This window comes from Streptomyces sp. NBC_00076 (assembly GCF_045041235.1).
Taxonomy (GTDB): Bacteria; Actinomycetota; Actinomycetes; order Streptomycetales; family Streptomycetaceae; genus Streptomyces.
The window spans coordinates 5,249,218-5,263,175 of sequence record NZ_CP108242.1; the positions used below are offsets into that span (position 1 = coordinate 5,249,218).

The window sequence follows — 13,958 nt, forward strand, 5'->3', positions numbered from 1 at the left end:
TGAGTCTCAGAGCTGCTGCATAAGTGGTATCGACATGCAGTCAGCTCTGAGATTGTGAAGCGGAATCTGAGACCCTACACCCCAGTCACGGATCAGGTCTGCGCCATGTCCACGAACCGCGAGTAGTGGCCCTGGAAGGCAACCGTGATCGTGGCCGTCGGACCGTTACGGTGCTTGCCCACGATGATGTCCGCCTCGCCCGCGCGCGGCGACTCCTTCTCGTAGGCGTCCTCACGGTGCAGCAGGATCACCATGTCGGCGTCCTGCTCGATGGAGCCGGACTCACGCAGGTCGGACACCATCGGCTTCTTGTCCGTGCGCTGCTCGGGACCACGGTTGAGCTGCGAGAGCGCGATCACCGGGACCTCGAGCTCCTTGGCCAGGAGCTTGAGGTTACGGGACATGTCCGAGACCTCCTGCTGACGGCTCTCGGAACGCTTCGAGCCACCGGCCTGCATCAGCTGGAGATAGTCGATGATCACGAGCTTGATGTCGTTGCGCTGCTTGAGCCGACGGCACTTCGCGCGGATCTCCATCATCGAGAGGTTCGGGGAGTCGTCGATGTAGAGGGGAGCGGATGACACCTCGGGCATCCGGCGGGCCAGCCGCGTCCAGTCATCGTCCGTCATGGTGCCGGAACGCATGTGGTGCAGGGCGACTCTGGCCTCGGCGGACAGCAGACGCATGGCGATCTCGTTGCGGCCCATTTCGAGGGAGAAGATGACGCTGGGAAGGTTGTTCTTGATCGACGCGGCACGCGCGAAGTCGAGCGCGAGCGTGGACTTACCCATGGCGGGACGGGCCGCGATGACGATCATCTGGCCCGGGTGCAGGCCGTTGGTGAGCGAGTCGAGGTCGGTGAATCCGGTGGGCACGCCGGTCATCTCGCCACTGCGTGAACCGATCGCCTCGATCTCGTCGAGGGCACCTTCCATGATGTCGCCGAGCGGCAGATAGTCCTCGCTGGTGCGCTGCTCGGTGACCGCGTAGATCTCCGCCTGGGCGCGGTTGACGATCTCGTCGACGTCGTCCTCGGCCGCGTATCCCATCTGCGTGATGCGAGTGCCGGCCTCGACCAGGCGGCGCAGCACCGCCCGCTCATGGACGATCTCCGCGTAGTACTCGGCGTTGGCCGCCGTCGGCACGGTCTGGACGAGGGTGTGCAGATAGGATGCGCCGCCGACCTTGTTGATCTCGCCGCGCTTGGTGAGCTCGGCGGCGATCGTGATGGGGTCGGCCGGCTCGCCCTTGGCGTAGATGTCGAGGATCGCCTGGTAGACGGTCTCGTGCGCGGGTTTGTAGAAATCGTGGCCCTTGAGGATCTCCACGACGTCGGCGATGGCGTCCTTCGACAGGAGCATGCCGCCGAGGACGGACTGCTCGGCATCGAGGTCCTGCGGCGGTACGCGTTCGAAGGCCGAACCAGCACCGTCCCAGGTCGCGCTCTCACCGCCGCGGTCGTGTTGCTCGTCACGGCCCCGGGTTCCGTCACCGCGTCTGCGGGAAGAGGGAAGACGATCACTGGGACCGCTGTCGGCCCAAGGATCGTCCAAGGGCTCGGAAATACTCACCCGAGCCACCTCCTCCCGTCCGCGAAGCGGACCTCTGCCGTGCCCCTAATTTCTATGGCACGGCACTGACAAATGAGAGGCCCAACTCCGGTTCTGGCGCGTCGGTTCTGTGACGATTTCCGGGCCGACGGACGGAGTGGGCGCCGGACTACCGTAGGCCCGCGGGCACCGTCAGCCAATCTGGTTATCCACAGGCCATGTGGACGACGGCCCAGATGCTGTGGAGAACTCCCCAAAACCTGTGCACGACACGGTGGACAGGCCTGTGAACAAGCTTCACCCAACCCTGCGATGGCTGCGCTGACCTGCACATTTCCCATCCATAGGCTGTGCAGGAGAAAAACTTCCCCAGTCGGACCAAGATCACTTGAAGTCACATCGAAGAGCGGGCGCTCCAGACTCAAAAGTAAGGGTCATTGCCCCATTGCAGCTCTTACCTGTGGATGATTAGATTGGTGCTCATGACACAGGCTCCCGCGCCCGCCAGGGCCGCCCGTCGGCAGCATGATCGAGAGATCGTCGCTCTGGCCGTTCCGGCCTTCGGTGCACTCGTCGCCGAGCCCCTCTTCGTCCTTGCCGACAGTGCGATCGTCGGCCACCTGGGCACGGCACAACTCGCCGGCCTCGGCGTCGCCTCGGCTCTTCTCACGACAGCCGTCAGCATCTTCGTCTTCCTCGCCTACGCCACCACGGCCGCCGTCGCCCGGCGTGTTGGCGCGGGTGATCTCGCAGCCGCCATCCGTCAAGGCATGGACGGCATCTGGCTGGCACTGCTGCTCGGTGCCACCGTCATTGCGGTCGTCCTGCCCGCAGCACCGGCGATCGTGGACCTCTTCGGCACTTCCGACACCGCAGCCCCGTACGCGATCACCTACTTGCGGATCTCGTCCTTCGGCATTCCCGCCATGCTGGTTGTCCTTGCCGCGACCGGTGTCCTGCGCGGACTGCAGGACACGCGGACACCTCTATACGTCGCCATCGCGGGTTTCCTCGCGAACGCCGCCCTCAATGTGGGCCTCGTCTACGGCGCCGGCCTCGGCATCGCGGGCTCCGCATGGGGCACCGTCATCGCCCAGTGCGGCATGGCCGCCGCCTATCTGGTGGTCGTCGTCCGCGGTGCCCGGCAGCACGGAGCCTCCCTACGCCCAGACGCCGCCGGGATCCGTGCCTCCGCTCAAGCAGGCGTACCTTTGCTGGTTCGCACACTCTCCCTGCGAGCGATCCTGGTGATCGCCACAGCTGTCGCGGCCCGTCTCGGCGACGCGGATATCGCGGCACACCAGATCATCCTGTCCCTGTGGAATTTGATGGCCTTCGCCCTCGACGCGATCGCGATCGCTGGGCAGGCCATCATCGGGCGCTATCTGGGCGCCGACGACCCCCAAGGCGCCCGAGCCGTCTGCCGCCGCATGGTGGAGTGGGGCATCGCGGCCGGCGTTGCGCTCGGTCTGCTTGTGGTCATCGCCCGGCCACTCTTCCTGCCTCTGTTCACCAGTGATCCGATCGTCACGGACGCCGCGCTGCCGACCCTTCTCATGGTGGCGCTCTCCCAGCCGATCTGCGGGATCGTCTTCGTCCTGGACGGAGTTCTGATGGGAGCAGGCGACGGACCGTACCTCGCCTGGGCGATGGTGCTCACCCTGGTGGTCTTCACCCCCGTGGCCCTGCTCGTCCCTGCGGTCGGCGGCGGTCTCACAGCCATCTGGGGGGCGATGACGCTGATGATGACGATCCGGATGCTGACCCTCTGGCTCCGTGCCCGCTCGGGCCACTGGCTGGTGACGGGGGCTACGCGCTGAGCGTTTCACGTGAAACCGGCGTTTCACGTGAAACATGGCCTTCCCTGTTGGCCAGAATCCTTGGCATGCAGAAGGGGCCGCACCCTGGCTGGGTGCGGCCCCTTCTCAGCTGTTCAGCCGAAATACGGCGATCAGGCCGCGACGACCTCGATGTTGACCTTGGCGGCCACCTCGGGGTGCAGACGCACGGACGTCTCGTGGGCGCCCAGCGTCTTGATCGGCGCGCCCAGCTCAATGCGGCGCTTGTCGACCTCGGGGCCACCGGAAGCCTTGATCGCCGAAGCGACGTCGGCCGGAGTGACGGAACCGAAGAGACGACCGGCGTCGCCCGAGCGAACGGCCAGACGGACCTTGACGCCCTCGAGCTGGGCCTTCACAGAGTTGGCCTGCTCGATGGTCTGGATCTCGTGGATCTTGCGAGCGCGACGGATCTGCTCGACGTCCTTCTCGCCACCCTTGGTCCAGCGGATAGCGAACTTCCGCGGGATCAGGTAGTTGCGAGCGTAACCGTCCTTGACGTCGACGACGTCGCCCGCGGCACCGAGGCCGGAGACCTCGTGGGTGAGGATGATCTTCATCTGTCGGTCACCCTTCCCTTATCGCGCGGTGGAGGTGTAGGGCAGCAGCGCCATCTCACGGCTGTTCTTCACAGCCGTGGCGACGTCACGCTGGTGCTGCGTGCAGTTGCCGGTCACGCGGCGGGCACGGATCTTGCCGCGGTCGGAAATGAACTTCCGCAGCATGTTCGTGTCCTTGTAGTCCACGTACGTGACCTTGTCCTTGCAGAAAGCGCAGACCTTCTTCTTCGGCTTGCGCACAGGCGGCTTCGCCATGATGTATCTCCTGTGTGATCAAGAAGTGTGGGTACGGCCCACCCTCGGCCCGAGGGCCTAGAAGGGGGGCTCGTCCGAGTAGCCGCCGCCGCTGCCGCCGGAGTTACCACCCCAGCCGCCGCCACCGCCGCCGCCACCGCCCTGGTTGCCACCGGCAGGAGCGCCGGTCGCCCACGGGTCGTCGGCGGGAGCTGCGCCGCCGCCGCCCTGCTGGCCGCCGCCGGAGCTTCCGCCCCAGCTGCCGCCACCCTGGGCGCCACCGCCGCCACCGCCGTAACCGCCCTGGCCCTGCCCACCGCGGCCGGTGGTCTTGGTGACCTTGGCCGTGGCATTGCGCAGGCTGGCGCCGACTTCCTCGACGTCCAGTTCGTAGACCGTGCGCTTGACGCCCTCACGGTCCTCGTAGGACCGCTGCTTCAGCCGGCCCTGCACGATGACGCGCATGCCTCGCTGGAGCGATTCGGCGACGTTTTCCGCCGCCTGACGCCAGACCGAGCAGGTCAGGAACAGGCTCTCGCCGTCCTTCCACTCGTTGGTCTGACGGTCGAAGGTGCGGGGAGTGGACGCGACACGGAACTTCGCGACCGCCGCACCGGAAGGGGTGAAGCGCAGCTCGGGGTCGTCGACAAGATTGCCGACGACCGTGATGACGGTCTCGCCTGCCATTGGGGGAACCTCTCGGCGGGTTTGCTGCTGGCTGCTAGTGCTGCTACTCGAATCCCGAGATCAGCTGAGCGGGAGAGCTCAGTGGGTCTCGGGGCGGAGGACCTTGGTCCGGAGGACCGACTCGTTCAGGTTCATCTGGCGGTCGAGCTCCTTGACGACCGCAGGCTCGGCCTGCAGGTCGATGACCGAGTAGATGCCCTCAGGCTTCTTCTTGATCTCGTACGAGAGACGACGACGGCCCCAGGTGTCGACCTTCTCGACCTTTCCGTTGCCCTCACGGACGACGGAGAGGAAGTTCTCGATCAGCGGGGCGACAGCGCGCTCCTCCAGATCGGGGTCGAGGATGACCATCACCTCGTAGTGACGCATGTGGAACCCACCTCCTTTGGACTCAACGGCCACGGCGGTTCCGTGGCAGGAGGGTTGTGATGCGTACGCAACGGTATCGGCCGCCACTGACAATCGGATTTCCTCGAAGGAGTCCTCGGGCCGTGACGTGGGCAGACACCGGTGCAGAAGATACAGCCTACCCGCACATCGACTTCCGGTTGAAATCCGGCCGCCTGGACCGTCAATCTGTACACATCGGGTGTGTATGGCGCTACGATGCGCCGCCTTTCGCAGGAGGTGCCACATGGCACAAGCATTGCGACCCAACACCGTCGGAGGGCTGTTCGCCACGGACGGCAAGCCCCACCCGCTCCAGGACACGCTGCTCGCGGTGACCCTGGTGCTGGGCATCACGTCGTTCCTCACGGCGATGATCGACGACGACCTGCACCTGCTGAGCTCCTGGACCGGCCTGGTGGGGATCCTCACCGGCGCGTACGGCCAGTGGATCTCGGTGACGACCCGGGAACGCTTCGGGCTGATCCTCGGCCTGGGCGCATCCGGTGTCGGCTTCTTCCTCGGCATGGCGCACGGTGGTCTCTTCGGCGGGCTCTTCTGACGCCACGGACGGCACACCCACATCCCTCATACGGCACCGCGGTCCGCCCTGGTAGCTCATAGCCCCGGGCGAAGGTGCCCTATGCCCGGTCAGGGCGCTCTCAAGGCGCAGTAGGCTTCGCCGCGAGAGCCGGAGCCCCTGTACCCATGGGGACACACCAGCCCGAGGAGCGCCCCGAATGAGCCTGACCCTGAGGACGATCAGCCGCGAGCAGCATCTGGCATACATCCAGAGCCTGCCCTCGGCGAGCCACATGCAGGTTCCGGCCTGGGCAGATGTCAAGGCGGAGTGGCGCTCGGAGAGCCTCGGCTGGTTCGACGGCCGCACCGGCGACATGGTCGGCGCGGGGCTCGTCCTCTATCGGCAACTGCCCAAGATCAAGCGCTATCTCGCGTATCTGCCCGAGGGCCCGGTCATCAACTGGTTCGCGCCAAATCTCACCGAGTGGCTGGAACCGATGCTCGCGCACCTCAAGCAGCAGGGCGCCTTCTCGGTGAAGATGGGCCCGCCGGTCATCATCCGGCGCTGGGAGGCGGGCTCCATCAAGCAGGGCATCCAGAGCCCGGATGTGAAGCGGCTGCGGGACATCGAGGCCGACTTCATCGAACCGCGCGCCTTCGAGGTGGCGGACAAACTTCGGCGCATGGGCTGGCAGCAGGGCGAGGACGGGGGCGCCGGCTTCGGGGACGTACAGCCCCGCTACGTCTATCAGGTACCGCTGGCGAATCGCTCCCTGGAAGAGGTCCACAAGAACTTCAACCAACTGTGGCGCCGCAACATCAAGAAGGCCGAGAAGTCGGGCGTCGAGGTCGTCCAGGGCGGCTACCAGGACCTCGAGGAATGGCAGCGGCTGTACGAGATCACGGCCGTCCGGGACCACTTCCGGCCGCGCCCGCTGTCGTACTTCCAGCGTATGTGGACGGCCCTCAACACCGAGGACCCCAACCGCATGCGGCTGTACTTCGCCCGGCACAACGGCGTGAACCTGTCTGCGGCGACGATGCTGGTCGTCGGCGGTCACGTCTGGTACTCCTACGGCGCCTCCGACAACATCGGCCGGGAGGTCAGGCCCTCGAACGCGATGCAGTGGCGGATGCTCCGCGACGCCTACGCGCTCGGCGCGACCGTCTACGACCTGCGAGGCATCTCCGACTCGCTGGACGAGACCGACCACCTCTTCGGGCTGATCCAGTTCAAGGTGGGCACGGGCGGCCAGGCCGCCGAGTACCTCGGTGAGTGGGACTTCCCGCTGAACAAGCTGCTCCACAAGGCGCTCGACATCTACATGTCGCGCCGCTGACGCCGCGTTCCTCGCTTCGATAGCTTCCATACCTCTGATACACCGCAGCCCCGAGAAAGGTTCCAGGTCCGGCCATGGCGCTCACGCTCTACGTCGACACCGCGCGCTGGCGGGCGCACCACAAGCACGTGCAGGAGCAGTTCCCGGGGCTCGTCCCCGTCTGCAAGGGCAACGGCTACGGCTTCGGGCACGAGCGGCTGGCGGAGGAGGCCACGCGCCTGGGCTCGGACGTCCTCGCCGTGGGCACGACGTACGAGGCCGCCCGGATCAAGGACTGGTTCGGCGGTGACCTGCTGGTGCTGACGCCGTACCGGCGCGGCGAGGAGCCCGTGCCGCTGCCCGACCGGGTCATCCGCTCGGTGTCCTCGATCGACGGGGTCTACGGCCTGGTGGGTGCGCGCGTGGTCATCGAGGTGATGTCTTCGATGAAGCGCCATGGCATCAGCGAGCAGGACCTGCCCCAGCTGCACTCTGCCATAGAGAACGTCCGCCTTGAGGGCTTCGCCATCCACCTGCCGCTGGACCGCACCGACGGCTCGGATGCCGTCGAGGAGGTCATCGGCTGGATGGACCGGCTTCGCGCGGCCCGGCTGCCGCTGCACACGATGTTCGTCAGTCACCTCAAGGCCGAGGATCTCGCCCGGCTCCAACAGCAGTTCCCGCAGACCCGCTTCCGCGCCCGTATCGGTACGCGGCTGTGGCTGGGCGACCACGAGGCCACCGAGTACCGCGGTGCCGTCCTGGACGTCTCGCGTGTGGCCAAGGGCGACCGCTTCGGCTACCGGCAGCAGAAGGCCGCCTCCGACGGCTTCCTGGTGGTCGTGGCGGGCGGAACGTCGCACGGAGTGGGGCTGGAGGCCCCCAAGGCGCTGCACGGCGTCATGCCGCGGGCTAAGGGCGTCGCCCGCGCCGGCCTCGCCACCGTCAACCGGAACCTTTCTCCGTTCGTCTGGGGCGGCAAGCAGCGCTGGTTCGCCGAGCCGCCGCACATGCAGGTGTCGATCCTGTTCGTGCCTGCCGACGCCCAGGAGCCCACGGTCGGCGACGAGCTGGTGGCCCATCTGCGGCACACCACCACGCAGTTCGACCGGATCGTCGACCGCTGAGCGCTCACGGACAACCGAGAGGCCGTACACGGAGCATCGTGTACGGCCTTTCGTATGGGCCATTCGGCCCCGCCTTCCCGGCGTTCGCTCAGAGCGAACCGTCTATGGAGGGCGGAGCGGGAGACCCGGCTCCCCGGCTGCCCCACTCCACCTGAGGCCCGTCGAAGTGGGCCGCGTGCCGCGGCGGATGCGCGGAGGGACCGAGAACGAAGACGTCCTCTGCACCGTCGAGCACGCCCCCTGAGGGATCGTCGTCACCGTTCAGGCGCACCACGTCCCGCTCGGGCATGAGGATGTCGCGCACGACCACCGCACACAGGTACAGCGTGCCCAGCAGGTGCAGGGCGACGGACCAGTGGTAGCCGTCGGTCGGCAGGCCCTTGTGAGCGTCTCCGCTGGTGGTGTACGCGAGGTACATCCAGATCCCCAGGAAGTACGCCACCTCGCACGCCTGCCAGATCAGGAAGTCCCGCCACTTCGGCCGGGCCAACGCGGCGAGCGGCACCAGCCACAGGACGTACTGCGGCGAGTACACCTTGTTGGTGAGGATGAAGGCCGCGACGATCAGAAAGGCGAGCTGGGCGAAGCGCGGGCGGCGCGGAACGGTGAGGGCCAGGGCCGCGACACCGGCGCTGCACAGCAGCATCAGCAGCGTGGCCATGGTGTTGACGGAGTCGGTGCCGGGCGGGTCGTTCGAGTTCTGGACCCAGATCAGCCAGAAGGAACCGAAGTCGACACCCCGCTCCTGGCTGAACGTGTAGAACTTCGACCAGCCGTCGAAAGCGAAGAGCATCACCGGCAGGTTCACCACCAGCCAGGCGACGACCGCGCCCCCCAGAGCCGTGCCGAACTGCCGCCACTTGCCCGCGCGCCAGCACAGCAGGAGCAAGGGGCCGAGCAGGAGAAAGGGATAGAGCTTGGCGGCCGTGGCGAGCCCCAGCAGGACGCCGAAGGCGAGCGAGCGGCCCCGTGACCACATCAGCATCGCGGCGGCCGTCAGAGCGACTGCCAGAAGGTCCCAGTTGATGGTGGCGGTCAGGGCGAAGGCGGGCGCCAGCGCGACCAGCAGACCGTCCCAGGGGCGCCGGGCATGCGTCCGGGTCACGCACACGGCGATGACGGCGGCGCACGCCATCAGCATCCCGGCGTTGACCATCCAGTACCACTGCTCCTGGTCCTGGATGCTGCCGCTGCCGGGTGTGAGCCACGAGGCGACCTCCATGAACACGCCGGTGAGCACCGGGTATTCGAGGTACTGCATGTCGCCGGGCAGCTTGTCGAAGTACGGGACGAGCCCGTCGGCGAAACCACGCCCCTGGTACAGGTGCGGGATGTCGGAGTAGCAGGCGTGCGTGTACTGCGAACTGGCGCCGAAGAACCAGGCGCCGTTGTAGCAGGGCGCTTTCTGGACCAGGCCGAGGACGAACATGCCGATCGCCACCAGAACGATCACCCGGACGGGAGTCCACCAGGACGTGCCGAGCAGGGCGCGCCGCCCCAGGGGGCCGCCGATCAGTTCGCTGCCGGCCGCGGCGACCGCGTCCTCCTTCGTCGGCCGCACCGGCTCCGGCTCGTGCACGCTCGCTTGCGTAGATTCTGCGCTGGGCATGTCGCACATCCTGCCGTACGCGCCTGAGAACCGGTGCGGGGTCGGCGACGGACGTCCGGCTCGCCCCGTTCCACGCCGGTACGCGCGCGCGTGCGTGCGGCGGTCACGGCGGGCTGCCTGCCTCGACAGCTTGTGCGTCACATCCTGGACAGCGGGGCCGCGGGACTCGCAACCGGGCGGTGGCCGCTGCGGGCTCGCCCACCCCGGAGCCGGCGCAGCCTGCCGTTGCGGCGAGGCAGGCGGCGTACCGAGCCGGACGCCCCGGAAATAAATCAAGGGTGGCCGCCACGGCGTTCAGCGCGTGGCGGCCACCCTTGCCTTCACCTACCCGGGCAGAGGCCGGACTTCCGGGTCGGCCGGATCAACCCGACGGGCCTCCGAAGAGGCCTCCGTTGCCGTTGCCCCTGGTGTTGCCTTCCGACTCCGTGGGCGTGGGTGAGGACGTCACACCCCCGTCGGTGCCACCGGTGTCCGTGCCGGCGGTGTCGCCGGTGCACTGCCACTCGAACTGGCAGGACTCGCTCTCCGTGGGCGTCGGGGAGGCCTCCGACTCACTGGGCGTCGGACTCGGCGTCGGGCTGGCCGACGGCGTGTCGCTGACCGTGGGGGTCGGAGTGGGGCTCGGGACGTCGTTGACGACCACGCCGATGGGCGCCGGCGTCGGGAAGGGCAACGGCTGCGTGCCCTTCACCGCCTGCTCCATGTAGTCGTGCCAGATCTCGGACGGGAACGAGGCGCCGTGGATCTTCTCCTGCCCACCCGTTCCGTACATCTTCAGGAACGTGCGGTTCTTGCTCTTCTCGTTGTCGTCGTAGCGGAACATGCTGATCGACGTGGACAGCTGTCGGGTGTAGCCCACGAACCAGGCGGACTTGTTGCCGTCGGTGGTACCGGTCTTGCCCGCCACCTGACGGTCGCTGAGCTGAGCGTTGGTACCCGTGCCGTCCTTGACCACGGTCTTGAGCACGTCCGTCACGTTGTCGGCGACGTCCGGCTCGAACGCCTCCTGCGTCTCGTCCTCGTGGGTGTAGACCGTGCCGTCCTTGCCCGTGACCTTCAGGACGGAGAAGGGCTCGCGCTGCTTTCCACTGGCCGCGAAGGTGGCGTACGCGCCCGCCATACGGATCGCGCTCGGGTCGGAGATGCCGATGGAGAAGGACGGGTAGCCGGTGCCGGTCAGGCTGCCCTCCAGGAGACCCGCGTCCATCGCGGACTCCTTCACCTTGTCCAGCCCGACGTCCATGCCCAGCTGCACGAAGGCGGAGTTCACAGACTCCCTCATGGCCTCGCGGAGGTTGATCTTGTAGCCCGGAGGAGCGCCGTACGACTCCTTGCCGTCGTTCTCCTGGAGCCACTCCTTGCCGTCCTCGTTCTTCCAGATCGATCCGTCGTAGTTCTTGACCTTGAGATCGTTCTGGCCGCTGTACAGGCTCTGCGGGTTGACCTTGGTTCGCTCGTCCTGGGCCTGGTTCTCCGGGAGATCCTTGTCCCGGACACCCCACTTCATCGCCGCCGCGAGCACGAACGGCTTGAAGGTCGAGCCGACCTGGGCACCGGTGACATCGGCGTTGTTGGTGAAGTGCTTCGTCGCGTCCTCACCGCCGTAGATGGCCTTGATGGCCCCGGTCGTCGGGTCCACGGAAGCCCCGCCGAACTGGACGTATTTGTCCGTCTTGGGGCGCTCCTTGGGCTTGATGTTCTTCTTCTGAACGGTCTCGACCGCGGCCTTGAGCTCGTTGACCTTCTTCTTGTCGAAGGTCGTGTAGATCGACAGGCCGCCCTCGCGCAGCTTCCGCTCGGTGATTCCCGTCTTGTCGCTGTTCCTGACCAGAGAGGCGTTGGCGAGGTCGACGAGGTAACCGACCTGGCCACTCAGCTCGTTGTTCGAGCGCGGGTTCTTCCAGTCGGGGAGCGTCTTGTACTTGGCGCGCGTCGCGGCGTCCAGATGGCCGTACTCGACCATCTTGTCGAGGGTGTTCTGCATCTGCCGCAGGGCCCGCTTGCTGTTGGCCTCGTCGGTGGCGGCCGGGTCGAAGCTGGTCGCACCCGCGGGGTCGTAGTACGTGGCGCCCTTGAGCATCGCCGACAGGAAGGCGCACTCGCCCGGGTTCAGCTTGGCGGCGTCCTTGTCGAAGTACGCTCGCGCGGCCGCCTGGATGCCGTAGGCCCCGCGACCGTAGTACGCGGAGTTCAGGTAGCCCTCCATGATCTTGTCCTTGGACACGGTGGAGCCCACCTTGACCGAGACGAAGATCTCCTTGAACTTGCGCGAGATGGTCTGGGACTGGTCGTCCAGCATCGCGTTCTTCACGTACTGCTGGGTGATGGTGGAGCCGCCCTGCGTCTCACCGCCCCTGGCCATGTTGAACACGGCGCGGGCGATGCCCTTGGGGTCGATGCCGCTGTCGGTGTAGAAGGTCTTGTTCTCCTGCGAGATCACGGCGTTCTGCATCGCCTTGGGGATCTGCGAGAGGTTGACCTCCTGACGGTTCGTCTCACCGCCCGTGGCGACCATCTCGGACTTGTCGGACCAGTAGTAGACGTTGTTCTGGGCCTTCGCGGTGTCGGCGAGGGTCGGGACGGTGACCATGGCGTACGCGAGGCCCGCGACAGCCACCATGCTGCCGAAGAACGCGATGAACAGCCCGGTGACCAGCTTCCACGACGGCACCCAGCGCGCCACGCCGTACTTGCCGGCGCGCGGGTAGTCGATGATCCGCTTCTTGTCGGAAGCGGTCGCGCGGCCACGCCCGGGCCCGCCTGGGCCGCCGGGGCGTCGGCCGCGTCCGGCGGGTTCGGCCGCTCTGCGCCGGCCGCCGCTGCTTCTCTGTGTAGCCCGCCGGGCCTCGGCGCGGCCGCCGTACGGACGCTCCTCGCCTCCCGGACGATAGGAATCCGACTCGTGGGAACTGGTCCCATAGGAGTCGGACGCAGACCCGGTGGCGCCTCGCGGTGCCGCACGGCGGCCTGGGGACGAGCCGGACTGGCCGCGTCGGGCCGCGGCACGTCCGCCTCCCTGCGGCTGCGGCGGTTTGCGACGGTGCTCGCTCATCGAACGACTACTCCTCGGGCAGGCGCACCGTTGCGCGCCTGGAAACGGCAGCTGGTTTCCGGTCCCCCCGAAGTACGGATGCGGTCGGTTCCGCATTCACCCGTACTGCACCGAAGACAACGACGCCCCCCAGGCGTCACTCGGTTCCCGGTGGTGTGCATGGCGCACAGACTACGCACCGCCAAAACCCACTTAGCCCCGAGGTTCACCCCAAATCAGGCAACTCGCTCCACGTGAATCAGTCATGTGATCCCGTTCACCTTCCCCCCACTTGTCGCATCCGTAAGGCCGTTCTATCGTCGTGATGTATCGAGTCGATACATCAGCTCGGCATAAAGACCGTCACGGCCCGACCGCGGCAGAGAGGAGGCGACCATGAGCCGGCGTTCCGGGATCCTTGAGTTCGCCGTACTCGGCCTGCTCCGCGAGTCCCCGATGCACGGCTACGAGCTGCGCAAGCGACTCAACACGTCGCTGGGTGTGTTCCATGCGTTCAGCTACGGGACCCTGTACCCCTGCCTCAAGACGCTGGTCGCCAACGGCTGGTTGATCGAAGAGCCGGGGCACACCTCCGAGGACGCCCTCGCCGCGCCACTCGCAGGGCGTCGGGCGAAAATCGTCTACCGGTTGACGGCGGAAGGTAAGGAGCACTTCGAGGAGCTCCTCTCGCAGACCGGGCCCGACGCGTACGAGGACGAGCACTTCGCTGCTCGCTTCGCCTTCTTCGGGCAGACCTCTCGTGATGTGCGCATGCGCGTCCTTGAGGGCCGTCGCAGTCGGCTCGAGGAACGCCTGGAGAAGATGAGCGCCTCTCTGGCGCGCACCCGGGATCGCCTCGACGACTACACGCTTGAGCTCCAGCGCCACGGGATGGAGTCCGTGGAGCGCGAAGTGCGCTGGCTGAACGAGCTCATCGAGAGCGAGCGGGCGGGTCGGGACCTCAAGGGTCCCGACCACGGGGAACCCGCTCGCGACACCACAGAGGGAGCGCCGGGCGTTCTGCCCCGGACCGGGGACACTCCCGGTCCGGATACGCCCGGCGACACCACCACGTGAGGCCCCTGCCAGGGCCT

General features: G+C 66.9%; 12 protein-coding genes. 5 read left to right on the forward strand and 7 right to left on the reverse strand.

Annotated elements, in window-relative coordinates:
• Positions 1–92: 92 nt before the first annotated feature.
• Positions 93–1,571 carry a replicative DNA helicase gene (gene dnaB, locus OHA64_RS23840; RefSeq protein ID WP_405616280.1) on the reverse strand — a complete coding sequence of 493 codons (1,479 nt, stop codon included), beginning with the start codon at positions 1,569–1,571 and terminating at the stop codon, positions 93–95.
• 452 nt (positions 1,572–2,023) lie between these two features.
• On the opposite strand from dnaB, the gene OHA64_RS23845 reads away from it, so the two are divergent.
• Complete coding sequence (locus tag OHA64_RS23845) at positions 2,024–3,370, forward strand: MATE family efflux transporter (protein ID WP_405616282.1); 1,347 nt, start codon at positions 2,024–2,026, stop codon at positions 3,368–3,370.
• A 131-nt stretch (positions 3,371–3,501) separates the two neighbouring features.
• Here OHA64_RS23845 and rplI read toward each other — a convergent pair whose 3' ends face one another.
• The 4 genes from rplI to rpsF all read right to left on the reverse strand — a co-directional run bounded on the left by rplI (position 3,502) and on the right by rpsF (position 5,238).
• On the reverse strand, positions 3,502–3,948 hold the full coding sequence (gene rplI, locus OHA64_RS23850; protein WP_385010421.1) for a 50S ribosomal protein L9: 447 nt from the start codon (positions 3,946–3,948) through the stop codon (positions 3,502–3,504).
• A gap of 18 nt (positions 3,949–3,966) precedes the next feature.
• Entirely contained in the window at positions 3,967–4,203 is a 237-nt protein-coding gene (gene rpsR, locus OHA64_RS23855) for a 30S ribosomal protein S18 (protein ID WP_003949403.1), read from the reverse strand.
• Positions 4,204–4,260: 57 nt separating this feature from the next.
• On the reverse strand, positions 4,261–4,869 hold the full coding sequence (locus OHA64_RS23860; protein WP_405616285.1) for a single-stranded DNA-binding protein: 609 nt from the start codon (positions 4,867–4,869) through the stop codon (positions 4,261–4,263).
• A gap of 78 nt (positions 4,870–4,947) precedes the next feature.
• The gene (gene rpsF, locus OHA64_RS23865) at positions 4,948–5,238 is read right to left on the reverse strand and encodes a 30S ribosomal protein S6 (protein ID WP_005482942.1); all 291 of its coding nucleotides are present in this window, start codon (positions 5,236–5,238) and stop codon (positions 4,948–4,950) included.
• Positions 5,239–5,503: 265 nt separating this feature from the next.
• Here rpsF and OHA64_RS23870 point away from each other — a divergent pair, with 265 nt between their 5' ends.
• From OHA64_RS23870 to OHA64_RS23880, 3 genes are all read left to right on the forward strand, one after another.
• The gene (locus OHA64_RS23870; protein ID WP_405616287.1) at positions 5,504–5,818 is read left to right on the forward strand and encodes a hypothetical protein; all 315 of its coding nucleotides are present in this window, start codon (positions 5,504–5,506) and stop codon (positions 5,816–5,818) included.
• Between the two features lie 178 nt (positions 5,819–5,996).
• Positions 5,997–7,118 carry a peptidoglycan bridge formation glycyltransferase FemX gene (gene femX, locus OHA64_RS23875; RefSeq protein ID WP_405616289.1) on the forward strand — a complete coding sequence of 374 codons (1,122 nt, stop codon included), beginning with the start codon at positions 5,997–5,999 and terminating at the stop codon, positions 7,116–7,118.
• Between the two features lie 74 nt (positions 7,119–7,192).
• Positions 7,193–8,224 carry an alanine racemase gene (locus OHA64_RS23880; RefSeq protein WP_405616291.1) on the forward strand — a complete coding sequence of 344 codons (1,032 nt, stop codon included), beginning with the start codon at positions 7,193–7,195 and terminating at the stop codon, positions 8,222–8,224.
• An 88-nt stretch (positions 8,225–8,312) separates the two neighbouring features.
• On the opposite strand, the gene OHA64_RS23885 is transcribed toward OHA64_RS23880, so the two are convergent.
• Both OHA64_RS23885 and OHA64_RS23890 read right to left on the reverse strand, forming a co-directional pair.
• Entirely contained in the window at positions 8,313–9,833 is a 1,521-nt protein-coding gene (locus OHA64_RS23885; protein WP_405616293.1) for a glycosyltransferase family 87 protein, read from the reverse strand.
• A 361-nt stretch (positions 9,834–10,194) separates the two neighbouring features.
• Complete coding sequence (locus OHA64_RS23890; RefSeq protein WP_405616295.1) at positions 10,195–12,885, reverse strand: transglycosylase domain-containing protein; 2,691 nt, start codon at positions 12,883–12,885, stop codon at positions 10,195–10,197.
• Positions 12,886–13,260: 375 nt separating this feature from the next.
• Between OHA64_RS23890 and OHA64_RS23895 the strand changes: the two genes are divergently transcribed.
• Positions 13,261–13,941, forward strand: coding sequence for a PadR family transcriptional regulator (locus OHA64_RS23895; protein WP_405616297.1), 681 nt, complete (start codon positions 13,261–13,263; stop codon positions 13,939–13,941).
• Positions 13,942–13,958: the final 17 nt, after the last annotated feature.